Origin of the sequence: Streptomyces sp. NPDC005752 (genome assembly GCF_040630715.1) — a bacterium.
GTDB lineage: Bacteria > Actinomycetota > Actinomycetes > Streptomycetales > Streptomycetaceae > Streptomyces.
The window spans coordinates 112,422-135,237 of sequence record NZ_JBEXYB010000019.1 but is presented as its reverse complement, the minus strand read 5'-3'; the positions used below and the strand labels follow the sequence as shown (position 1 = coordinate 135,237).

Genomic DNA, 22,816 nt, shown 5'->3' with positions numbered 1-22,816 from the left:
TGTCAAGTCGACAGAATATTGTCTACAGTATGCCTTCAGAGGGGGTCAATACTCGTGACAGCGGGTGCCTTGTCCGGTGCGGTTCCGGGGTGACCGCCGGATCGTCCGCGAAAGTTCCCGGGAAGCCGTTCGAGACGCTCCAACCTCGGGCCCGGATTCCTGTGGGGTTAGGTGCCCTTGTACCGGCCGGTAGCAACCAAGACTGGATAGTTCCTGCCAAACGTAGCGAGGGGAACCCGTACATGACCGGCTCACGTGTCGTGGCGCTCGGCCACTACCAGCCTGCCAAGGTCCTCACCAACCACGACCTGGCGGCCATGGTCGACACCAGTGACGAGTGGATCACCAGCCGGGTCGGTATCAGGACCCGGCACGTGGGCGGTCCCGACGAACCCGTGGACGAGCTGGCCGCACACGCGGCGGCCAAGGCCCTCGCCTCGGCCGGACTGCAGGCGTCGGACATCGACCTGGTTCTCGTCGCCACCTCCACGGCCATCGACCGCTCGCCGAGCATGTCCGCCCGGGTCGCCGCACGCCTGGGCATGGGCTCGCCGGCCGTGATGGACATCAACGTGGTCTGCTCGGGATTCACCCACGCGCTCGCCACCGCCGACCACGCCATCAGGGCGGGTGCCGCCACCCGGGCCCTCGTCATCGGTGCCGACAAGATGGGCGACATCGTCGACTGGACGGACCGTTCCACCTGCGTCCTGATGGGCGACGCGGCGGGGGCCGCGGTCGTCACCGCCGAGCCGGACGGGGCCGACGGGCCCGGTATCGGCCCCGTCCTCTGGGGCTCGGTGCCGGACATGGGCAACGCGGTACGGATCGAGGGCACGCCCCCGCGGTTCGCGCAGGAGGGGCAGGCCGTCTACCGGTGGGCCACCACGCAACTGCCCCCGATCGCCCGCAAGGTGTGCGAGCGGGCCGGTGTCACCCCCGAGGACCTCGCCGCCGTGGTGCTGCACCAGGCCAACCTGCGGATCATCGAGCCCGTCGCCCGGAAGATCGGCGCGGTCAACGCGGTCATCGCCCGGGACGTGGTGGACTCCGGCAACACCTCGGCAGCGTCGATCCCCATGGCTCTGTCCAAGCTGGTGGAGCGGGGGGAGGTCGAGAGCGGTGCTCCGGCCCTGCTCTTCGGCTTCGGCGGGAATCTTTCGTACGCGGGTCAGGTGATCCGCTGCCCTTGAGGCCCCCGACGTGGCATTGTGCTCGGTAGACTGTAGACGATAAGCAATGGCCCGGCCCGGAGGGGGACCGCGATGTTGTCCGCAGGACTGCCGCATGGAACGGTGCCGAAGCTGGAGCGGCCGGGGCCGTTGCGCGAGCGTGTCTACGAGGCGCTCCTCGAGCTGATCACCACGCGCGCCCTCCGCCCCGGCCAGCACCTGGTCGAGAGCGAACTGGCGGGGCATCTCGGGGTGTCGCGGCAGCCGGTGCGCGAGGCGCTCCAGCGACTGAACACCGAGGGTTGGGTCGATCTGCGCCCCGCTCAGGGTGCGTTCGTCCACGAACCCACCGAGGACGAGGCCGACCAACTGCTCTCGGTCCGCACCCTGCTGGAGGCCGAGGCCGCCCGGCTGGCCGCCGCCAACTCCGGGCGGCCGGGCATCGAGGCCCTGGAGGAGCTGTGCTCCCAGGGGGAGCAGGCCGTTGCCGCGGACGACGTCGACCTCGCCGTCGCCACGAATGCCGCCTTCCACGCCAAGGTGATGGAGCTCGCCGGTAACGTCGTGCTGTCCGAACTGGCCGGCCAGGTGGACCGGCGGGTCCGCTGGTACTACACACCGGTGGCCCGTCAGCGCGGAACCCAGTCGTGGATCGAGCACCGTGAGCTGATCGAGGCGATCGCCTCCAGGGACGAGCGGCGGGCGACCGAGGTCATGCGGGCGCACACCGAGCACACGCGACGGACGTACCACCAGCGCGACAAGGGCTGATCATCGGCTTCGTATCAGAACCGGAAGGCACGCTGAACATGACTGGGCAACCCGACCGCTGGGCGGAACTGACCGGCGGACAAGCGGGAGACGAGTACGCGCGGCGTTTCACGGAACTCGCCGAATCAGGGCACGACATCCACGGCGAGGCCGCTTTCTGTGCCGCGCTCCTGAAGCCGGCCGCCCGCGTGCTCGACGCCGGCTGCGGCACCGGCCGGATCGCGATCCGGCTCGCGGCACTGGGCCACTCCTGCACCGGCGTGGACGTCGACTCCTCAATGCTCGCCGTAGCCCGGCGAGAGGCCCCCGCGCAGGAATGGCTCCTCGGCGACCTGGCCCGTCTGGACACCCTCGGCCTGGACGGGGGCTTCGATCTGGTGCTCGCCGCCGGAAACGTCATCCCCCTGCTGGCCCCCGGCACCGAATCGCTTGTCGTCCGGCAGCTGGCCACCGTGCTGCGTACAGGCGGCCTGCTGGTCACGGGTATGGGGCTGGACGCAGCACACCTCCCGTTGCCGGAACCGCCTCTGACCCTCACGGAATTCGACCACTGGTGTGCGCAGGCCGGACTGACTCTGCGGCAGCGCTACGCCACCTGGAGCGGCGATCGCTATGAGCGCGGCGGCGGCTACGCCGTCAGCGTGCACTCGCGCTCCGCCACGTGAGTCCTCGCCTCCTCCAGGGCGTCCCTCTCCCGGCCGAGCGCGGCCAGCCGTACCGAAATGCCGGGTTCCGGCCACCACGGAGCGACCTTTGTCCTGAGTGTGGAGAAAGTTGGGGCGGATTCATGCGCAACTTCTTCCCCCTCGGGTAAACCGCTGCTACGTTCCCTCGAAAGCCCGACGGACCAGCCGACGTGGCGGGGAGGGACGCGTGAGACGCATGACGGCACGACCCGCGAACACGCACCAGGCGCGGCTCCTCCGGCTGTTGCGCGACGGGGGGCCCAACTCCCGTGCGCAGCTCGGCGATCAGGTCGACCTCTCACGGTCCAAGCTGGCGGTCGAGGTGGACCGGCTCCTGGAGACCGGACTCGTCGTGGCAGACGGACTCGCCGCGTCACGCGGCGGCCGCCGCTCCCACAACATCCGCCTCGCCCCCGGACTCCGCTTCCTCGGCGTCGACATCGGTGCCACGTCGGTCGATGTCGCCGTCACCAACGCCGAGTTGGAGGTTCTTGGCCACCTCAACCATCCGATGGACGTACGGGAAGGCCCCGTCGCCGTCTTCGAGCAGGTGCTGGCGATGGCGGCCAAACTCCGGGCGTCCGGGCTCGCCGAAGGCTTCGACGGCGCCGGCATCGGCGTACCCGGACCGGTCCGCTTCCCCGAAGGTGTCCCGGTCGCGCCGCCGATCATGCCGGGATGGGACGGCTTCCCGGTCCGCGAGGCGCTCAGCCAGGAACTGGGATGCCCCGTCATGGTCGACAACGACGTGAACCTCATGGCCCTGGGCGAGCAGCACGCCGGTGTCGCCCGCTCCGTGGGGGACTTCCTCTGCGTCAAGATCGGTACGGGCATCGGCTGCGGCATCGTGGTGGGCGGAGAGGTCTACCGCGGTACGACGGGCAGCGCCGGCGACATCGGTCACATCCAGGTGGAGCCGGACGGGCGCGCCTGTGCCTGTGGCAACCGGGGCTGCCTGGAGGCGCACTTCAGCGGTGCGGCGCTCGCCCGCGACGCCGAGGACGCAGCCCGCGCAGGCCGGTCCTCGGAACTGGCGGCCCGCCTGGACACGACCGGGAAGCTCTCGGCCGTCGACGTGGCCGCCGCGGCCGCGGCCGGCGACCCCACGGCACTGGACCTGATCCGCGAGGGAGGGAACCGGGTCGGTCAGGTCATCGCCGGACTCGTCAGTTTCTTCAATCCCGGCCTCGTCGTGATCGGCGGCGGGGTCACCGGCCTCGGCCACAACCTCCTGGCCAGTGTCCGTACCCAGGTCTACCGGCAGTCCCTGCCGCTGGCCACGGGCAACCTCCCCATCGTCCTCGGTGAGCTGGGGCCCGTCGCCGGGGTGACCGGTGCGGCCAGGCTCATCAGCGACCACCTGTTCTCGCCGGCCTGACGCAAGGGCCGGTGCGCACGCGTTCCACAGGCACCTCCGTAACCAGCCCGTCCCGAGCTCCGCCCGGTACGAGCACATCAGAACCGCCCGGTACGAGCACATCAGAACCGCCCAGTACGAGCACAGCAGAACCGCCCAGCAGTTCCGTCAGCAGTACGGCACCGCCGGCACTGCGCCCTGCCCGCTCACCGGCTTCCCCGCGCTCCCGGCTTCGGCCGGGCAGGGGAGACCTCGTTCGCCGAGGGGATTCGTCATGGCACCAGAACCACCCCTGCTCACGATGTCCGGCATCACCAAGTCGTTCCCCGGTGTGCGCGCCCTGGACGGCGTGGACCTGGAGGTGCTGGCCGGTGAGGTCCACTGTCTCCTCGGCCAGAACGGCGCCGGAAAGTCCACACTCATCAAGGTGCTCGCCGGGGCCCACCAGCCCGACGGCGGCGCCATCACCTGGTGCGGCGACGCCGTCCAGCTGTCGTCGCCGATCACCGCGATGCGGCTGGGAATCGCCACCATCTACCAGGAACTCGACCTGGTGGAGGGCCTGTCGGTCGCCGAGAACGTCTTCCTCGGACACGAGCCGACCAGTGCGGGCTTCGTCGTCCGCACCCGCGAGGCGCGCACCCGGGCCGCAGCGCTCCTGGGGCGCCTCGGGCACCCGGAGATCGACCCGGCCCGCCTTGTCGGCGACCTCTCCGCCGCCCACCAGCAGATCGTCTCCATGGCGCGGGCCCTCTCCCACGACGTACGGCTCATCGTGATGGACGAGCCGTCCGCGGCACTCGACCCCGACGAGGTCGACAACCTCTTCCGCATCGTCGACGGGCTCACCGCCGAGGGCGTGGCCGTCGTCTACATCTCGCACCGGCTCGAGGAGATCCGCCGGATCGGTGACCGGGTGACCGTGCTCAAGGACGGCAGGGCCGTCGCGGTGGGGCTCCCCGCCAAGTCCACACCCACACGCGACATCGTTGCCATGATGACCGGGCGTAACGTCGAGTACGTCTTTCCCGAGCGGCCCGGCCCCGGAGCCCGGGACACGGCGGACCCGGTGCTGAGGGTCGAAGGGCTGTCCCGCAAGGGCGAGTTCGAGCCCGTCGACCTGGAGCTGCGGCCCGGTGAGATCGTCGGCCTGGCCGGGCTCGTCGGCTCCGGACGCTCCGAGATCCTGGAGACCGTCTACGGTGCCCGAAAGCCGACGGCGGGCCGCGTACTCGTCGACGGGAAACCGCTGCGCGCCGGCAGCGTCCGCGCCGCCGTGGCCGCCGGGATCGGCCTGGCCCCCGAGGAACGCAAGGCACAGGCCCTGCTGCTGACGGAATCGGTCACCCGGAACGTCTCGGTCTCCTCCCTCTCCCGCTTCGCCCGCGCGGGATGGCTCGACCGGGGAACCGAGCGGGAGGCCGCCAGGGCCGCCACCCGCGAACTCTCCCTGCGGCCCGACAACCCGGAGGCCGCTGTCCGCACACTCTCCGGCGGCAACCAGCAGAAGGCGGTCCTGGCCCGCTGGCTGCTGCGCGGCTGCCGGGTCCTGCTGCTCGACGAACCGACCCGCGGCGTCGACGTCGGCGCCCGCGCCGAGCTCTACGCCGTGATCCGCCGGCTGGCCGACGAAGGCCTCGCCGTTCTGCTCGTCTCCAGCGAAGTGCCCGAAGTCCTGGGCCTCGCCGACCGGGTGCTGGTGCTCCGGGAGGGCCGTGTCGTGCACACGGCCGATGCCAGGGAGCTCGACGAGCACCGTGTCCTCGACCTCGTCATGGAAGGGAGTCCGACGTCATGACACAGCCCGCACCGTCGGCGCAGCACCACGGGCCGGAGAAGGGGACCGTGACCGGCCCCGCGCCCGCGCCTCCCTCGAAGCCGGGCGGCGGCCTGCGCGCACTCGGCCTGCGAGTCGATGTCCGCAACCTGTCGCTGCTCGGTGTCCTCGCCGTCCTGATAGCCGTCGGCGGTCTGACCGAACCCGACGCGTTCCTGGACACCGGGAACCTGCAGCTCATCCTGACGCAGTCCTCCGTCATCGGGGTCGTCACCGTCGGTGTCACCTTCGTGATCATCAGCGGTGGTATCGACCTGTCGGTGGGTGCGATGGTCGCCCTGGCCTCCGTCTGGGCGACCACCCTGGCCACCCAGGACTTCGGCTTCGCGGGCATCCTGTTCACCGCGGTGATCGTCGGCCTCGCGGCCGGGCTCGTCAACGGGGTCCTCATCGCCTACGGGCGAATGGTCCCGTTCATCGCGACGCTCGCCATGCTCGCCTCGGCCCGCGGGCTCGCCCTGCAGATCACCGACGGCAAGACCCAGATCGTCACCGTCCAGTCCGTCCTGGACCTCGGCCTGCCCGACAGCTACGTCCTGGGTATCCCGCCGCTGGTCCTGGTCTTCGCCGCGGTGACCGTGGCCGGCTGGCTGATCCTGAACCGGACGACGTTCGGACGCCGTACGGTCGCCGTCGGCGGCAACGCGGAGGCGGCCCGGCTCGCCGGCATCGACGTACGCCGCCAGCGGCTCTACCTCTACCTGCTCTCCGGACTCTGCTGCGGCATCGCCGCCTTCATGCTGGTCATCCTGTCCGGATCGGGCCAGAACACCAACGGCAACCTCTACGAACTCGACGCCATCGCCGCCGCGATCATCGGAGGCACACTCCTGAGCGGTGGCCGGGGCACCATCGTCGGCTCCGTGCTCGGGGTGCTGGTCTTCACCACGATCACCAACATCTTCGCGCTCAACAACCTGCAGAGCGACGTCCAGCAGATCGCCAAGGGCGCCATCATCGTCGCCGCCGTTCTCGTCCAGCGCCGCACACTGCGCGGCGGCGAGACCTGAGCACGTCCCCGGAACCGAGACCTGGGCATCTCACCGGGACCCGATACCTGAGCACCTCTCCTGTGACAGAGCACTGATCACCCACCCGCTGTTCCGTACGAAACGCACCGGATGAAGGGTTTGACAGCCATGCCAGAAACCAGCCGCAGAGGACTGCTCTTCGGCACCGCGGCCGTGTCCGCGGGAGCCTTCCTCACCGCCTGCACCAGCAACGAGCCCAAGGAGAAGGCGGTCGCGCAGAGCAATCAGCCCGCCGCCGACGACAAGCCCGGCACCCCGGTCACCATCGGCTTCGCCGGCCCCCAGGCCGACCACGGCTGGCTCAACGCGATCAACGTGCAGGCCAAGTCGCGGGCCGAGAAGTACTCGGAGGTGACCCTGGAGATCACCGAGGGCTCCAACGACACCGCCGCCCAGATCGGCCAGGTCAAGACCCTCATCAACAAGAAGGTCGACGTCCTCGTCGTCCTCCCCGCGGACGGCAAGGCGCTCACCCAGGTCGGTCTCGAGGCCATGAAGGCCGGCATCCCGGTCGTCAACCTGGACCGCGTCTTCGCCTCGCCGCAGGCCTACCGCTGCTGGGTCGGCGGAGACAACTACGGCATGGGTCTCAACGCCGGGCACTACATCGGCGAACAGCTCAAGGACAAGGCGAACGCCAAGGTCGTCGAGCTCGCCGGCATCGACAACCTGGAACTCACCAAGCAGCGCAGCCAGGGCTTCGCCGACGCCCTCAAGAACTACTCCAACATCAAGCTGGTGGCCCGTCAGGCCGCCGACTTCACCGTGGAGTCGGGCCAGGCCAAGATGGCGCAGCTCCTCCAGGCGCAGAAGCAGTTCGACGCGCTGTGGAACCACGACGACGACCAGGGCGTGGGTGCGCTGCGGGCCATCCAGCAGGCCGGACGCGACGAGTTCATCATGGTCGGCGGTGCGGGCGCGAAGTCCGCGATGGACGCCATCAAGGCCGACAACAGCGTCCTGAAGGCCACCGTGCTCTACCCGCCCACGATGGCCGCCTCCGCGATCGACCTGGCGCGGGCACTGGGCCAGAGCAAGGGCATCTCGGGCCTCTCCGAGATGGAGATCCCGACCTCGCTGACCCTGTACTCGGCCGTGGTCACGAAGGAGAACATCGACCAGTACCTGCCGACGGGCTTCAGCTGATCCGGCACCACCGCCGCCACCGAACCACCGACGAGGAGGAAGCCCGCATGGCCCGTAGGGAAGAGACGGAGCAGGAGACCGGGGCGCCGCCACCCACGGCGACGCTCGGGGTCGGCATGGTCGGATACGCGTTCATGGGCGCCGCCCACTCCCAGGGCTGGCGTACCGCGGGGCACGTCTTCGACCTGCCGGTGAGACCGGCTCTGGCCGCGATCTGCGGACGCGACCGTACGGCCGTCGAGGCCGCCGCCGCCCGGCACGGCTGGGCCGCGGCGGAGACCGACTGGCGCGCCCTGATCGAACGGGACGACGTGCAACTGGTCGACATATGCACCCCCGGCGACAGTCACGCGGAGATCGCCATCGCCGCACTCGAGGCGGGCAAGCACGTGCTGTGCGAGAAGCCGCTCGCCAACACGGTCGCCGAGGCGGAAGCCATGGCGGAGGCCGCGGAGCGGGCGGCGGCCCGCGGCCAGGTGGCGATCGTGGGCTTCAACTACCGCAAGGTGCCTGCCCTGACCCATGCGCGCGCGATGATCGAGGAGGGCAGGCTGGGCACTCTGCGGCACGTGAGGGCCACCTACCTCCAGGACTGGCTCGTCGACCCCGAGTCGCCGCTGACCTGGCGACTCGACCGCGAACGGGCCGGATCCGGAGCACTCGGGGACCTCGGGGCGCACATCGTCGACCTCGCCCAGTACCTGACCGGGGAGCCGATCGTCGGGGTCTCGGCGGTGAGCGAGACCTTCGTACGTGAGAGGCCCGTGCTCGCCGGAGCCGGGACCGGGCTCTCGGGTGCCGCAGACAGTGCCGCACGGGGGGCGGTCACTGTCGACGACGCGACCTTGTTCACCGGGCGCCTCGCGTCGGGAGCCCTCGCGTCCTTCGAGGCCACCAGGATGGCGGCGGGCCGCAAGAACGCGCTGCGCCTGGAGATCAACGGGGAACTCGGTTCGCTCGCCTTCGACCTCGAACGGCTCAACGAACTCTCCTTCCACGACCACACGGAGCCCGCCACCACCGCCGGTTTCCGCCGGATCCTGGTCACCGAACCCCAGCACCCTTATCTGGAGGCGTGGTGGCCTCCGGGGCACGGCCTGGGATACGAGCACACCTTCGTCCACCAGGCCCGTGACGTGGTGCGCACCATCGTCGAAGGGCGTGCCCCCGTGCCCTCGTTCGCCGACGGACTCCAGGTGCAACGGGTGCTCGCCGCCGTCGAGGAGAGCGCCGCCAAGAACTCCGTACACACCCCGGTCCCCTTCTAGGAGGTTCCGCGCATGCCCCGTCCCTTCACTCTCTTCACCGGCCAGTGGGCCGACCTGCCGCTGGAGGAGGTCTGCCGGCTCGCCCGGGACTTCGGTTACGACGGACTCGAACTAGCCTGCTGGGGCGATCACTTCGAGGTCGACAAGGCCCTGTCCGACCCCGGGTACATCGACGGCCGGCGACAGCTCCTCGACAAATACGGCCTCAAGTGCTGGGCGGTCTCCAACCACCTGGTGGGCCAGGCCGTCTGCGACAGTCCGATCGACGAGCGCCACCAGGGCATCCTGCCCGCCCGGATCTGGGGTGACGGGGAGCCCGAGGGCGTACGCAGGCGGGCCGCCGAGGAGATCAAGAACACCGCTCGCGCGGCGGCGGCCTTCGGGGTCGACACCGTCATCGGCTTCACCGGCTCCTCGATCTGGCACCTGGTCGCCATGTTCCCGCCGGTCCCGCCGCACATGATCGAACGCGGCTACGAGGACTTCGCGGAGCGTTGGAACCCGATCCTGGACGTCTTCGACGCCGAGGGGGTGCGCTTCGCCCACGAGGTGCACCCGAGCGAGATCGCGTACGACTACTGGACCACGCACCGCGCCCTGGAGGCCGTCGGCCACCGCCCCGCGTTCGGGCTGAACTTCGACCCGAGCCACTTCGTGTGGCAGGACCTCGACCCGGTCGGCTTCCTGTACGACTTCCGGGACCGGATCTACCACGTGGACTGCAAGGAGGCCCGTAAGCGCCTCGACGGCCGCAACGGCCGGCTCGGCTCCCATCTGCCGTGGGGCGACCCGCGGCGCGGATGGGACTTCGTCTCGGCCGGGCACGGCGACGTGCCCTGGGAGGACGTCTTCCGGATGCTGCGGTCCATCGGGTACGAGGGACCGGTCTCGGTGGAGTGGGAGGACGCCGGCATGGACCGGCTCACGGGGGCACCGGAAGCGCTGTCCTCACTGAAGCGGTTCGACTTCGACCCGCCGAGCGCGTCGTTCGACGCGGCGTTCGGGGGAGGCGACTGAGAGATCCGGGACTCCGCTCCTCGATCGCCGGGAAAGCTCGGCACGCCCCGGCGATCGAGGGCACCCGCCCACCCTTGACGGGCCCCACCAGCCACAGCCCGCGGCACCCGCACAGCGCCGCCGGGCCGTCCCGGCCTGGCCCGATCCGGCTTTGTCCTGCCAAGGGGAAAAGGCGAACACAGGCGCTGCGCAAGGGCTTTCCGTTCAGGACGAACACAGCTACCGTCCCCTACGTGTACACGACATGACTCGCGTCACCGGAGCCCCCCACAGCCCCGATGACGAGCGCGGCAGTCCCCGCGCGGAACGGCAGACCGCACCCGCCCGAACAACCGGCACACTCCGGAGGACGCACGTGCACAGAAGCAGCAGACGGCTCCGCGCCCGAAAATCACTCGCCCTCTTCACCGGCGGACTGCTCGCAGCCGCCACCCTCACCCTGGGCTCCTCGCCGGCCGCCACCGCCGACCCCGCGAAGGCCCCGGCCGCTCAGGACGCCGCCGAGGACTTCCAGCAGGTCACTCTCGCCAAGGGTGCGGCCGAGACCGGCGAACCCATGTCACTGGCGGTGCTCCCCGACCGCAGTGTGCTGCACACCTCGCGCAGCGGCGAGCTGCGGATCACGGACAGCTCGGGCAACACCCGGGTATCCGGCACCATCCCCGTGTACTCGCACGACGAGGAGGGCCTCCAAGGCGTCGGGATCGACCCCGACTTCGCGGAGAACCGGGCGATCTACCTGTACTACGCACCGCCGCTGGACACCCCCGCCGGCGACGCCCCGGAGAACGGCACCGCCGCCGACTTCGCGAAGTTCGACGGTGTGAACCGCCTCTCCCGCTTCGTGCTCAACGAGGACGGCACCCTCGACAACGCCAGCGAGAAGAAGGTCCTCGACATCCCCGCCTCGCGGGGCATCTGCTGCCACGTCGGCGGAGACATGGACTTCGACGCGCAGGGCAACCTCTACCTCTCGACGGGCGACGACTCCAACCCCTTCGCCTCCGACGGCTTCACCCCGATCGACGACCGCCCCGACCGGAACCCGGCGTTCGACGCCCGCCGCACCTCCGGCAACACCAACGACCTGCGGGGCAAGGTCCTGCGCATCAAGGTCGCGGACGACGGCTCGTACACCGTGCCCGAGGGCAACCTCTTCGAGCCCGGCACGGACAAGACCCGCCCCGAGATCTACGCGATGGGCTTCCGCAACCCGTTCCGCTTCAGCGTCGACAAGGCCACCGGCATCCTGTACGTCGGTGACTACGGACCGGACGCCGGCGCGGCCGATCCCAACCGCGGGCCGTCCGGACAGGTGGAGTTCGCGCGGGTCACGAAGGCCGGCAACTTCGGCTGGCCGTTCTGCACCGGGGCCAACGACCCCTATCGCGACTACGACTTCGCGACCAAGACCTCCGGCCCGGCCTTCGACTGCGCCGCCCCGAAGAACGAGTCGGCACACAACACGGGCCTCGTCGACCTGCCGCCCGCGCAGGCCGCCTGGATCCCGTACGACGGTGGGTCCGTGCCCGAGTTCGGCACCGGCTCCGAATCCCCGATGGGCGGACCCGTCTACCGCTACGACGCGGACCTCGACTCGCCGGTGAAGTTCCCCGAGGAGTACGACGGCGACTTCTTCGCCGGAGAGTTCGGCCGGCAGTGGATCAAGCGCATCGAGCAGGACGCGGACGGTGCCGTCCAGTCCGTCAACGACATCCCGTGGACCGGCACCCAGATCATGGACATGGCGTTCGGCCCCGACGGGGCGCTGTACGTCCTGGACTACGGTCTCTCCTGGTTCGGAGGCGACGAGCACTCGGCGCTGTACCGCATCGAGAACGCCACCGGCGGACGCTCGCCCATCGCCGAGGCATCCTCGAACAAGACCTCGGGTGTCGCACCGCTCAAGGTGAAGTTCTCCTCCGCGGGCACGGCCGACGGTGACGGGGACGCCCTGACCTATGCCTGGGACTTCGGCGACGGCGGCACGTCCACGGCCGCCGACCCCACGTACACGTACAAGAAGAACGGCACCTACACCGCCACCGTGACCGCCAAGGACCCGACGGGCCGGACCGGTTCGGCGAGCGTGCACGTCACCGTCGGCAACACGGCTCCCACCGTCGTGCTGGGGACCCCGGCCGACGGGCAGCCGTTCGAGTTCGGCGACGAGGTGCCCTTCAAGGTGACCGTCACCGACCCGGAGGACGGCACCATCGACTGCGACAAGGTCGAGGTCAAGTTCACCCTGGGCCACGACAGCCACGGCCACGACATCACCACCGAGCACGGCTGCGAAGGCACGATCAAGACCGCCATGGAGGGCGGCCACGACCCGAACGCCAACATCTACGGCGGGATCTCCGCCTCCTACACCGACGGCGGTGGCGGCGGACAGGCCGCACTGACCGGCCGCGACGGGGCGAAGCTCCAGCCGCGACACCGACAGGCCGAGCACTTCGACGACTCGTCCGGCATCACCACACCGAGCAAGGCGAGCGCGCACGGCGGAAGGACCGTCGGCGACATCGACAACGGCGACTGGATCTCCTTCGCCCCGTACATCCTCGACGGCTCGACCAAGCTCACCGCGCGCACCTCCTCGGCCGGCGCGGGCGGCTTCCTCGAGGTGCGGGCCGGATCACCCACCGGCAAGATCCTCGGTTCCGCACCCATCCCGGTGACCGGCAGTTGGGACTCGTTCCAGGACGTCGACGTGCCACTGCGCGGCGCACTGAAGAAGGCCACGTCACTCGTCCTGGTCTTCAAGGGCGGAGCCGGAGCACTGTACGACGTCGACGACTTCGAGCTCTCCAACAGCCCGGTCGACCGCACGGCGAAGCGCGTCCTGGTCTTCTCCAAGACGGGCGGCTTCCGGCACGACTCGATTCCCGAGGGCATCGCCTCGCTCAAGGAACTGGGCAAGGACACCAACATCACGGTCGACTCGACAGAGGAGGCCGGCCAGTTCACCACCAGCAACCTGGCGCGCTACGACGCCGTCGTCTTCCTCTCGACGACCGGCAACGTCCTGAACGCCGACCAGAAGAAGGCGTTCGAGAACTTCGTCTCCACCGGCGGCGGCTACATGGGTGTCCACGCCGCAGCCGACACGGAGTACGACTGGAAGTTCTACGGCGGCCTCGTCGGGGCCTACTTCGACTCGCACCCGAAGATCCAGCCCGCGACCGTCCGGGTGGAGAACCACGACCACCCGGCGACCGCGCACCTGGAAGAGGCATGGGACCGTACCGACGAGTGGTACAACTACCGCACCAACCCGCGGGACAAGGCGCAGGTCCTCGCCACCCTGGACGAGACCAGCTACACCGGCGGCACGATGAAGGGCGACCACCCGATCGCCTGGTGCCAGGCCTATGAGGGCGGCCGCTCCTTCTACACCGGCCTCGGCCACACCAAGGAGTCCTACGCCGAACCCGCCTTCCGCCAGCACCTGCTGGGCGGTCTGCGCTACGCCGCCGGCCAGGTCAAGGCCAACTGCAAGCCGGACACCGGCTACCGGTCGATCTTCAACGGCAAGACCCTCGAAGGCTGGAAGCAGGCCGGCCCCGGAAAGTTCGCCGTCGCCGACGGTGAGCTGCGCTCCGAGGGCGGCATGGGCCTGCTGACGTACCAGGCCAAGGAGCTGAAGTCGTACTCGCTCAAGCTCGACTGGAAGATGGCGGGCGACGACAACTCCGGTGTCTTCGTGGGCTTCCCCGAGTCGGACGACCCGTGGTCCGCGGTGAACAACGGCTACGAGGTGCAGATCGACGCCACCGACGCCGCCGATCGCACGACCGGCGCCGTCTACACCTTCAAGTCCGCCAACATCAAGGCACGTGACCAGGTTCTGCGGCCGCCCGGCCAGTGGAACAGCTACGAGATCAAGGTCCAGGGCGAGCGGCTCCAGGTCTTCCTCAACGGGGTGAAGATCAACGACTTCACCAACACCGACCCGGCCCGCAGCCTCACGGACGGATACATCGGTCTCCAGAACCACGGAGCCGACGACCAGGTGTCCTTCCGCGACATCCAGCTGAAGGAGCTGCCCCCGACGTAGGGCGGCCACCTCCTGCGCCTGCGGTGGGCGGGGAAGCGTACCTCTTCCCCGCCCACCGCTCACCACCCCTCTTCGTCCCCTCAGGGAGGCAGCACGTGACCGCACATGCCGTTCGTACCGGAGTCTGGTTCATCGGAGCGCGCGGCTCCGTCGCCACCACCGCCACCGCCGGGTGCGCGGCAGTCGCGGCAGGGCTGCACCCGCCGACCGGCATGGTCACCGAGACACCACCCTTCGCCGACACCGGACTGCCACCGCTGACCTCCCTCGTCTTCGGTGGCCACGACACCCTCGACTGCCCCCTGCCCAAGCGGGCCGAGGTCCTCGCGGCCGGGGGAGTGCTGCCGTACGGAATCCCCACGGCCGTCGAGGCCGAACTCACCGCCGCGGACGCGGAGATACGGCCCGGCGGCCCGCTCCCGGGCGACACCCGCACCGACGAGGAGCTCATCGGCGCCTTCGCCGCCGACATCGAGGACTTCACCCGCCGTCACGGGCTGGCCCGCACGGTCGTCGTCAACGTCGCCTCGACCGAACCCGCCCCCGGCGACGACGACTCCCGGCTGCCCGCCAGCTCCCTCTACGCGGCGGCCGCGCTCCGCGCCGGCTGCCCCTACGTCAACTTCACCCCCTCCACAGGGCTGCGCAGCCCGCACCTCCAGGACGCCGTCGAATCCTGCGGACTTCCCCACGCCGGACGCGACGGCAAGACAGGCCAGACGCTGCTCCGCTCCGTGCTCGCACCGATGTTCGTCCATCGCGCACTGCCGGTGCGGGCATGGTCGGGCACGAACCTGCTGGGCGGCGGGGACGGGGCGGCGCTGGCCGACCCGGCGGCGGCCGCCGCCAAGAACGCGGGCAAGGAGCGTGTGCTCGCCGACACCCTCGGGACGGCCCCGGAGGGTGAGGTCCACATCGACGACGTGCCAGCGATGGGGGACTGGAAGACCGCGTGGGACCACATCGCCTTCGACGGCTTCCTCGGCTCGCGGATGATCCTCCAGACGATCTGGCAGGGCTGCGACTCCGCCCTCGCCGCACCGCTGGTCCTGGACCTGGCCCGGCTGCTCGCCCGCTCCCACGAGGCGGGCCTGACGGGGCCGCGCCCCGAACTGGGCTTCTACTTCAAGGACCCGGACGGCGGACCGGCTGCGCTCTCCGACCAGTACGCGGCACTGGTCGACTTCGCCGGACGCCTGCGGTCGGCCCGGTGAGGCCGCTGCGGCTGCTCGCTGCGGTGAGCACCTCCCCGCGGCTGCACAGTGCCGGGACACACGCCCCGGCACCCGCCGTGCGGATCCCCCCGGACAGCCTGTCCGGTGCGGGCGGGACTGCGCCCGCACCGGACAGGCCCCCCGCCCGCGCGCGACTGCGGGCCTGGGCGGAACTGCTGCGCGTTTCAGCGCTGTTCACCGTGCCCGGTGACGCGCTCGCCGGGGCAGCGGCCGCAGGCCGGCGTCCCGGCCGGGGCACGGCGCTCGCGGTCGGCGCGTCGCTGTGCCTGTACGAGGCGGGCATGGCGCTCAACGACTGGGCGGACAGGGAGGAGGACGCCGTCGACCGTCCGCACCGGCCGATCCCGTCGGGCCGCGTCACTCCGGGGGCCGCACTCGCGGCGGCCGGTGCCCTGACGGCCGCGGGTCTGGCCCTGGCCGCCCGGGCCGGCCGCCCCGCCCTGGCCGTCGCGTCCGGACTGGCGGCCACCGTCTGGGCCTACGACCTGCACCTCAAGCACACGAAGCTCGGACCGGCCGCGATGGCCTCGGCCCGCGCCCTGGACCTGCTGCTCGGAGCGACCGCGACCGCGAGCACGACCGCGACCACGACGGCGACCGCGAGCACGACCGGGACCGCGAGCACGACCGCGACCGCGAGCACGACCGCGACCGCGACGGCAGCCAGGACCGGGGCCCGGACGCTGTCCGCCGGGGGGAGGCCGATCCCCGTCACCCGGTCCACCACCCGCACCGGCGGGCGACCGGCCACCGCCCACGCGACCTCCACCGTGATCCCCGCGGCTCTCGCGCTCGGCGCGCACACCTACGCCGTGACCGCCGTCTCCCGGCACGAGGCGCAGGGCGGCTCCACCGTGGCGCCGCTGGCGGCGCTGGCCGGTGCGGCGGGAATCGGCGCCGCCCTCCTGCGCGCCCGGCCGGCGCGGGGGGAGCAACTCCGTACGCCCACCGCCGAACGGCTCCTGCTCCCCTCCTTCGCCGCCGCCTACCTCCGGACCTCCGCGGTCCCCCTTCTCCACGCCGCACTCAACCCCTCCCCGCCCCTCACCCAACGCGCGGTCGGCGGCGGCATCCGGGCGATGATCCCGCTCCAGGCCGCGCTGGCGGCGAGAGCCGGGGCGCCCCTCGACGGGCTCGCGGTCATGGCGCTGGTCCCGCTCGCCAGGAAACTCGCACGGAAGGTGAGCCCCACATGACCCTCCGCCTCGGATACGGCACCAACGGACTGACCGATCTCCGGCTCGACGACGCCCTGGGCCTCCTCGCAGACCTCGGCTACGACGGCGTCGGCCTGACCCTCGACCACATGCACCTCGACCCGCTCGCCCCCGACCTCGCCTCCCGCACCCGCCAGGTGGCCCGCAGGCTCACCGGGCTGGGCCTGGGCGTCACCGTCGAGACCGGTGCGCGTTACGTCCTCGACCCGCGGCGCAAACACGGCCCCTCGCTCCTGGACCCCGACCCCGACGCCCGCGCGGCCCGCACCGCGCTGCTGGTCCGGGCCGTCGAGGTGGCCGCCGACCTCGGTGCCCATGCCGTTCACTGTTTCAGCGGCATCACCCCGCCCGGCACCACGACGGACACCGCGTGGCAGCGGCTGACCGGCGCACTCGCCCCCGTACTGGACGCCGCCGACCGCGCGGGCATCCCCCTCGCCGTCGAGCCGGAACCCGGCCACCTCCTGGCCGCGCTCGCCGACTTCCACCACCTGAGAACGCTCCTCGGCGACCCGGGCCCCCTCGGGCTCACCCTCGACATCGGCCACTGCCAGTGTCTGGAACCCGCCTCGCCCGTCGACTGCGTGAAGGAAGCGGCCCCGTGGCTGCGCCATGTGCAGATCGAGGACATGCGGCGTGGTGTCCACGAACACCTGCCGTTCGGTGACGGCGAGATCGACTTCCCGCCGGTGCTCGAAGCGCTCGCCTCCACCGGATACACCGGACTCACCGTCGTCGAACTGCCCCGGCACTCCCACGCGGGCCCCGAACTCGCCCGCAGGTCGATCGACTTCCTGGGCCGTGCCACCGGGACCACGATCGGAGCCGCACCGTGCTGACCAGCCGCAAGGAGCTCGACGACCTGCTCCGAGGAGCGGCCAGGGCCTGGCTCGACGAGGCGCTCGCCGAGGCGGGGCACGCCGCGGCCCACCCCGAGACGGACAGCGGCGACCCACCCTGGGAGCTGCGGTTCGCCTCGGCGGGACGACACTGCGGACCCGAGTACGCCGATTCCGTACGCGCGCTGCTGCTCGTCGAGGCCCGAGCCGGGCTGCCCGCCGTGACCCGGCTGTACGAGCAGGGCACCGCCGCCGAACGCCGCGCCGTCCTGCTCACCCTGCACCGCCTCGACCTCGGCGCCACCGCACTCCCACTGGTCGAGGACGCCCTGCGCACCAACGACACCCGGCTCGTCGCCGCGGCCGTCGGCCCCTACGGCGCTGCCCACCTCGACGCACACGCCTGGCGGCACGCCGTCCTCAAGTGCCTCTTCACCGAAGTCCCCGTCGAGGCCCTGGACCGGCTGGCAGAGCGGGCCGGCGGCGACGCCGAACTCGCGCGCATGCTCCGTGACTTCGCAGCCGAACGCATGGCCGCCGCTCGCACCGTCCCCGCCGGTCTGCGGACCGTCCTCGACCTCACTGCCCCTGCGTCCGCCCTCGCCCCCGCCCCCACGGAGGAGTCCTGATGCGCATCTTCGACCCCCACATCCACATGACGTCCCGCACCACGGACGACTACCGGGCGATGTACGACGCCGGGGTCCGCGCGCTCGTCGAACCCTCCTTCTGGCTCGGCCAGCCCCGCACCTCACCCGCCAGCTTCTTCGACTACTTCGACGCCCTCCTGGGCTGGGAACCCTTCCGGGCCTCCCAGTACGGCATCGCCCACCACTGCACGCTCGCCCTCAACCCCAAGGAGGCGAACGACCCCCGCTGCACGCCCGTCCTGGACGCCCTGCCCCGCTACCTCGTCAAGGACTCCGTCGTCGCCGTCGGCGAGATCGGCTACGACTCGATGACCCCCGCCGAGGACACCGCGCTGGCCACCCAGCTCCAGCTCGCCGCCGAACACGGTCTTCCCGCCCTGGTCCACACCCCGCACCGGGACAAGCTCGCCGGCCTGCACCGCACGATCGACGTCGTCCGTGAATCCGACCTCGCCCCGGAGCTGGTCCTGCTCGACCACCTCAACGAGACGACCGTGCGGGACGCCCTCGACAGCGGATGCTGGGCCGGCTTCTCCATCTACCCGGACACCAAGATGGACGAGGACCGCATGATCACCGTCCTGCGGAACCACGGCACCGACAGGATCCTCGTCAATTCGGCCGCGGACTGGGGAAAGAGCGACCCGCTGAAGACCCGCAAGGTCGCCGACACCATGCTGAAGGCCGGATTCGACGAGGACGACGTCGACAAGGTGCTCTGGCGCAACCCCGTCGCGTTCTACGGGCAGAGCGGCAGGCTCCAGCTCGACATCGCCGCCCCCGGCCCTCTCCACCAGGGCAACTCCATCCTCCGCGGCGGGGAGTGAGCCATGCGCTTCCGCCATCCCGACGGCTCCACCGTCCATCTCGCGTACTGCACCAACGTTCACCCGGCCGAGACCCTCGAAGGGGTGCGTGCCCAGCTGCGCGACCACTGCGAGCCCGTACGCAGACGGCTCGGGCGGGACCGCCTCGGCATCGGCCTCTGGCTGGCCAAGGACGCCGCCCGCGCCCTGATCAACGATCCCGCCGCGCTCCGCTCGCTGCGCGGCGAGCTCGAGCACCGCGGCCTCGAAGTGGTCACCCTCAACGGCTTCCCCTACGAGGGCTTCGGGGCCCAGGAGGTCAAGTACCGGGTCTACACCCCGGACTGGACCGATCCCGAGCGGCTCGCCCACACCACGGACCTCGCCCGGCTGCTCGCCGCCCTGCTCCCCGACGACGTCACCGAAGGCACCATCTCCACCCTGCCGATCGCCTGGCGCACCCCGTACGCCGACGACCCCACGGCGGCCGGCACGGCACAGAAGGCACTGACCGTACTGGCCCAGCGGCTTGACGCCCTCGCCGAACTGAACGGCAAGTCCATCAGGATCGGCCTCGAACCCGAACCGGGCTGCACCGTGGAGACGACCGCCGACGCCATCGGCCCCCTCACCGCCGTGGGTCACGACCGCATCGGCATCTGCGTCGACACCTGCCACCTCGCCACCTCCTTCGAGGACCCGGACACCGCGCTCGACGCCCTGCACGCCGCCGGGGTCCCGGTCGCCAAGGCACAGCTCTCCGCCGCCCTGCACGCCGAACACCCGCACCTGCCCGAGGTGCGCGCGGCGCTGGGAGCCTTCGCCGAACCCCGCTTCCTGCACCAGACCCGCACGCTCACCGCCTCGGGCCTCCGCGGGACCGACGACCTCGACGAGGCGGTGTCCGGCGGCGTGCTCCCGGACAGCACGCCCTGGCGCTCCCACTTCCACGTCCCCCTGCACGCACCGCCCGCGCCCCCGCTCACCTCCACACTCCCCGTACTCCAGTCCGTGCTGAACCGGCTCGTCGCAGGGCCCGCACCCCTCACCCGGCACCTGGAGATCGAGACGTACACCTGGCAGGCCCTCCCCGCCGAACTGCGGCCGCGCACCCGTACCCAGCTCGCCGACGGCATCGCCGCCGAACTCACCCTCGCCCGCGACCTCCTCGTCGACCTCGGACTGAAGGAGCTGCCATGACCGAATCCGGCACCAGCACGCGTCCCACCCCCCTCCTCGTCCTCGACGTCGTCGGGCTCACCCCCCAACTGCTCCAGCACATGCCGAACCTCCGGTCCATGGCCGGAGCAGGCACGAAGGCCCCACTCTCCACCGTCCTGCCCGCGGTCACCTGCGCCGCCCAGTCCACCTTCCTCACCGGCACCACCCCCTCCGAACACGGCATCGTCGCCAACGGCTGGTACTTCCGTGAGCTCGGCGACGTCCTCCTGTGGCGCCAGCACAACGGGCTGGTCGCGGGGGACAAACTGTGGGACGCCGCACGGCGCGCCCACCCCGGCTACACCGTCGCCAACATCTGCTGGTGGTACGCGATGGGCGCCGACACCGACTGGACCGTCACCCCGCGCCCCGTCTACTACGCGGACGGCCGCAAGGAACCCGACTGCTACACCAGGCCCCCGGCACTCCACGACGAGCTGACCGAGAAGCTCGGCACCTTCCCCCTCTTCCACTTCTGGGGCCCGGGAGCCGACCTCGTGTCCTCGCAGTGGATCATCGACGCCACTCGGCACATCCTCGCCACCCGCACCCCCGACCTGGCTCTCTGCTACCTCCCGCACCTCGACTACGACCTCCAGCGCTACGGGCCCGACGACCCCCGCTCCCACCGCGCCGCGGCCGAACTCGACCGCGCCGTGGCACCCCTGCTCGACGACGCCAGGGCAGAGGGGCGCACCGTCGTGGCCCTCTCCGAGTACGGCATCACCCGTGTCGACCGGCCCGTCGACATCAACCGCGCCCTGCGCCGCGCCGGACTGCTGGAGGTCCACACCCAGGACGGCATGGAGTACCTCGACCCGATGGCCTCCCGTGCCTTCGCGGTCGCCGACCACCAGCTCGCCCACGTCTACGTACGCCGGCCCGAGGACCTCGAAGCCACCCGCGAAGCACTCGCGGACCTGCCCGGCATCGCGGAACTGCTCGACGACGAGGGCAAGAAGGCCCACCACCTGGACCATCCCCGCTCCGGCGAGCTCGTCGCCGTGGCGGAGAAGGACGCCTGGTTCACGTACTACTACTGGCTCGACGACGACCGCGCGCCCGACTTCGCGCAGCTCGTCGAGATCCACCGCAAACCGGGCTACGACCCGGCGGAGCTCTTCATGGACCCCCAGGATCCCTACGTCAGGGTCAAGGCGGTCTCGGCGGTCGCCCGCAAGAAGCTCGGGATGCGCTACCGCATGGCGGTCGTCCCCCTGGATCCCTCACCTATCCGCGGCAGCCACGGCCGCCTCCCCACGAGCGACGACGAAGGTCCGCTCATCCTCTGCTCCACCCCCCACGCGTTCACCGGCCGAGTCCAGGCCACCGAAGTGAAGTCCTTGCTGCTCCAGCTTGCAGGACTGCACTGACAATCCGCCCGCCCGCACGTTCACAGGGAGATTCGTGATCATGAGCCGCACCCCGAAGGACCCCGAGCTCGCGCGCAGACTCAGCCGCCGCAACGTCCTGGGCGTCGCCGCCGGAGCCACGGCCGCGACCCTCCTCAGCGGCGCGGCCGCCCAGGCCGCCGGCCCGCACGCGGGCCACGGGAACGAGCACGGCCACGGCAAGGGCCACGGCAAGGGCCGTGCCGTCCTGCCTCCCGGCCGCCTCGGCATCCAGCTCTACAGCCTCCGCGACAAGGTCTCCACCCTCGGCTTCGCCCCCGTGTTCGCCGAACTCGAGACGTACGGATACGACGAGATCGAGTTCGCCGGATACACCCAGGGCTCTGCCGGCGCCATCACCCTCGCCCAGCTCAAGAGGCTGGCCAAGGACCACGGGCTGAACCCCATCGGCAGCCACGTCGGCTACTACGACGACAACAACCCGGGCGCCTACACCTTCGCGCAGAACCTCACCAAGGTCCTCGACGAGGCGGAGGCCCTCGGCCTCAAGCACATAGGCACCGCCTCCGGCCCCTTCCGCTACGGCTCCACCGTGGACGGCTGGAAGCGTGCGGCGGAGGACTTCAACACCTACGGCGCCGCCGCCCGCAAGCGCGGCATGAAGTTCTACCAGCACAACCACGCGGAGGAGTTCTCCTTCGCGACCGACAATCCCAAGGTGCGCCTCTACGACGTCCTGCTCGCGGAGACCGACCCCGACCTGGTCTACCTGGAGATGGACATCTACTGGGCGTTCTGCGCCCAGTTCCGCTTCGGCAAGCGGGTGGACGGCACCCCGGCGCCCTTCAACCCCATCGACTACGTGCTCAAGCAGCCCGACCGCTACCCCCTCTTCCACGTCAAGGACGGCACCCGCAACGACGCCGCCCGGGACGGCTACGACATGACGGACGTCGGGGACGGCGACATCGACTACAAGAACTTCCTGAGCCGGGTCACCGCGCGGACCCACCGCGGCCGCACCTACCACCACTGGCAGACCGAGCACGACAACCCGGCCGAGTCGTTCGCCTTCGCCCGCAAGTCCAGCGAGCACCTGCACTCGCTCCGCGAGAGCCGCTGCGGGGACTGACACCTGACGGCACACG

At 70.8% G+C, this 22,816-nt stretch carries 18 protein-coding genes; all 18 read left to right on the top strand.

Annotation, left to right across the window (positions count from 1 at the left end):
- Window positions 1-242: 242 nt before the first annotated feature.
- The 18 genes from ABZ441_RS18005 (at window position 243) to ABZ441_RS17920 (ending at window position 22,800) form a co-directional block, all read left to right on the top strand.
- Window positions 243-1,193 (top strand): beta-ketoacyl-ACP synthase III, encoded by a 951-nt coding sequence (locus ABZ441_RS18005; protein ID WP_358974604.1) that lies wholly within the window; start codon window positions 243-245, stop codon window positions 1,191-1,193.
- Between the two features lie 72 nt (window positions 1,194-1,265).
- On the top strand, window positions 1,266-1,943 hold the full coding sequence (locus tag ABZ441_RS18000) for a GntR family transcriptional regulator (RefSeq protein ID WP_358974601.1): 678 nt from the start codon (window positions 1,266-1,268) through the stop codon (window positions 1,941-1,943).
- A 38-nt stretch (window positions 1,944-1,981) separates the two neighbouring features.
- Window positions 1,982-2,608 (top strand): class I SAM-dependent methyltransferase, encoded by a 627-nt coding sequence (locus ABZ441_RS17995; protein WP_358974598.1) that lies wholly within the window; start codon window positions 1,982-1,984, stop codon window positions 2,606-2,608.
- 217 nt (window positions 2,609-2,825) lie between these two features.
- Window positions 2,826-4,007, top strand: a complete 1,182-nt coding sequence (locus ABZ441_RS17990; protein ID WP_358974595.1) for an ROK family transcriptional regulator — start codon at window positions 2,826-2,828, stop codon at window positions 4,005-4,007.
- Window positions 4,008-4,260: 253 nt separating this feature from the next.
- Window positions 4,261-5,784 carry a sugar ABC transporter ATP-binding protein gene (locus ABZ441_RS17985; protein WP_358974592.1) on the top strand — a complete coding sequence of 508 codons (1,524 nt, stop codon included), beginning with the start codon at window positions 4,261-4,263 and terminating at the stop codon, window positions 5,782-5,784.
- Window positions 5,781-6,833, top strand: a complete 1,053-nt coding sequence (locus tag ABZ441_RS17980; RefSeq protein WP_358974589.1) for an ABC transporter permease — start codon at window positions 5,781-5,783, stop codon at window positions 6,831-6,833. Before ABZ441_RS17985 ends, ABZ441_RS17980 begins: the two co-directional genes overlap by 4 nt.
- A gap of 129 nt (window positions 6,834-6,962) precedes the next feature.
- Window positions 6,963-8,000, top strand: coding sequence for a substrate-binding domain-containing protein (locus ABZ441_RS17975; protein ID WP_358974586.1), 1,038 nt, complete (start codon window positions 6,963-6,965; stop codon window positions 7,998-8,000).
- A 47-nt stretch (window positions 8,001-8,047) separates the two neighbouring features.
- Window positions 8,048-9,268, top strand: a complete 1,221-nt coding sequence (locus tag ABZ441_RS17970) for a Gfo/Idh/MocA family oxidoreductase (RefSeq protein WP_358974583.1) — start codon at window positions 8,048-8,050, stop codon at window positions 9,266-9,268.
- Between the two features lie 12 nt (window positions 9,269-9,280).
- Window positions 9,281-10,285, top strand: a complete 1,005-nt coding sequence (locus ABZ441_RS17965; protein ID WP_358974580.1) for a sugar phosphate isomerase/epimerase family protein — start codon at window positions 9,281-9,283, stop codon at window positions 10,283-10,285.
- Window positions 10,286-10,640: 355 nt separating this feature from the next.
- Window positions 10,641-14,348: a ThuA domain-containing protein gene (locus ABZ441_RS17960; RefSeq protein WP_358974577.1), complete on the top strand. Its 3,708-nt coding sequence runs from the start codon at window positions 10,641-10,643 to the stop codon at window positions 14,346-14,348.
- A gap of 95 nt (window positions 14,349-14,443) precedes the next feature.
- The gene (locus tag ABZ441_RS17955) at window positions 14,444-15,562 is read left to right on the top strand and encodes an inositol-3-phosphate synthase (protein WP_358974574.1); all 1,119 of its coding nucleotides are present in this window, start codon (window positions 14,444-14,446) and stop codon (window positions 15,560-15,562) included.
- 41 nt (window positions 15,563-15,603) lie between these two features.
- A complete protein-coding gene (locus tag ABZ441_RS17950) occupies window positions 15,604-16,779 on the top strand; it encodes a UbiA family prenyltransferase (RefSeq protein WP_358974665.1) in 1,176 nt (391 codons plus the stop codon).
- Window positions 16,776-17,639 carry a sugar phosphate isomerase/epimerase family protein gene (locus tag ABZ441_RS17945; protein WP_358974571.1) on the top strand — a complete coding sequence of 288 codons (864 nt, stop codon included), beginning with the start codon at window positions 16,776-16,778 and terminating at the stop codon, window positions 17,637-17,639. The genes ABZ441_RS17950 and ABZ441_RS17945 overlap by 4 nt, the downstream gene beginning before the upstream one ends.
- Window positions 17,633-18,268: an EboA domain-containing protein gene (locus tag ABZ441_RS17940; protein ID WP_358974568.1), complete on the top strand. Its 636-nt coding sequence runs from the start codon at window positions 17,633-17,635 to the stop codon at window positions 18,266-18,268. The genes ABZ441_RS17945 and ABZ441_RS17940 overlap by 7 nt, the downstream gene beginning before the upstream one ends.
- Entirely contained in the window at window positions 18,268-19,116 is an 849-nt protein-coding gene (locus tag ABZ441_RS17935) for a TatD family hydrolase (protein ID WP_205020948.1), read from the top strand. The genes ABZ441_RS17940 and ABZ441_RS17935 overlap by 1 nt, the downstream gene beginning before the upstream one ends.
- A 3-nt stretch (window positions 19,117-19,119) precedes the next feature.
- Window positions 19,120-20,295 carry a metabolite traffic protein EboE gene (gene eboE / locus ABZ441_RS17930; protein WP_358974563.1) on the top strand — a complete coding sequence of 392 codons (1,176 nt, stop codon included), beginning with the start codon at window positions 19,120-19,122 and terminating at the stop codon, window positions 20,293-20,295.
- The gene (locus ABZ441_RS17925) at window positions 20,292-21,689 is read left to right on the top strand and encodes a nucleotide pyrophosphatase/phosphodiesterase family protein (RefSeq protein WP_358974560.1); all 1,398 of its coding nucleotides are present in this window, start codon (window positions 20,292-20,294) and stop codon (window positions 21,687-21,689) included. Before eboE ends, ABZ441_RS17925 begins: the two co-directional genes overlap by 4 nt.
- Before the next feature lie 40 nt (window positions 21,690-21,729).
- The gene (locus tag ABZ441_RS17920) at window positions 21,730-22,800 is read left to right on the top strand and encodes a sugar phosphate isomerase/epimerase (RefSeq protein WP_358974557.1); all 1,071 of its coding nucleotides are present in this window, start codon (window positions 21,730-21,732) and stop codon (window positions 22,798-22,800) included.
- The last annotated feature ends 16 nt before the right edge of the window (window positions 22,801-22,816 follow it).

What these genes read in the sequence shown, in the direction of transcription:
- ABZ441_RS18005 (WP_358974604.1), top strand. Translation starts at nt 243, where the DNA reads ATGACCGGCTCACGTGTCGTGGCGCTCGGCCACTACCAGCCTGCCAAG.
- ABZ441_RS18000 (WP_358974601.1), top strand. Translation starts at nt 1,266, where the DNA reads ATGTTGTCCGCAGGACTGCCGCATGGAACGGTGCCGAAGCTGGAGCGG.
- ABZ441_RS17995 (WP_358974598.1), top strand. Translation starts at nt 1,982, where the DNA reads ATGACTGGGCAACCCGACCGCTGGGCGGAACTGACCGGCGGACAAGCG.
- ABZ441_RS17990 (WP_358974595.1), top strand. Translation starts at nt 2,826, where the DNA reads ATGACGGCACGACCCGCGAACACGCACCAGGCGCGGCTCCTCCGGCTG.
- ABZ441_RS17985 (WP_358974592.1), top strand. Translation starts at nt 4,261, where the DNA reads ATGGCACCAGAACCACCCCTGCTCACGATGTCCGGCATCACCAAGTCG.
- ABZ441_RS17980 (WP_358974589.1), top strand. Translation starts at nt 5,781, where the DNA reads ATGACACAGCCCGCACCGTCGGCGCAGCACCACGGGCCGGAGAAGGGG.
- ABZ441_RS17975 (WP_358974586.1), top strand. Translation starts at nt 6,963, where the DNA reads ATGCCAGAAACCAGCCGCAGAGGACTGCTCTTCGGCACCGCGGCCGTG.
- ABZ441_RS17970 (WP_358974583.1), top strand. Translation starts at nt 8,048, where the DNA reads ATGGCCCGTAGGGAAGAGACGGAGCAGGAGACCGGGGCGCCGCCACCC.
- ABZ441_RS17965 (WP_358974580.1), top strand. Translation starts at nt 9,281, where the DNA reads ATGCCCCGTCCCTTCACTCTCTTCACCGGCCAGTGGGCCGACCTGCCG.
- ABZ441_RS17945 (WP_358974571.1), top strand. Translation starts at nt 16,776, where the DNA reads ATGACCCTCCGCCTCGGATACGGCACCAACGGACTGACCGATCTCCGG.
- ABZ441_RS17935 (WP_205020948.1), top strand. Translation starts at nt 18,268, where the DNA reads ATGCGCATCTTCGACCCCCACATCCACATGACGTCCCGCACCACGGAC.
- eboE (WP_358974563.1), top strand. Translation starts at nt 19,120, where the DNA reads ATGCGCTTCCGCCATCCCGACGGCTCCACCGTCCATCTCGCGTACTGC.
- ABZ441_RS17925 (WP_358974560.1), top strand. Translation starts at nt 20,292, where the DNA reads ATGACCGAATCCGGCACCAGCACGCGTCCCACCCCCCTCCTCGTCCTC.
- ABZ441_RS17920 (WP_358974557.1), top strand. Translation starts at nt 21,730, where the DNA reads ATGAGCCGCACCCCGAAGGACCCCGAGCTCGCGCGCAGACTCAGCCGC.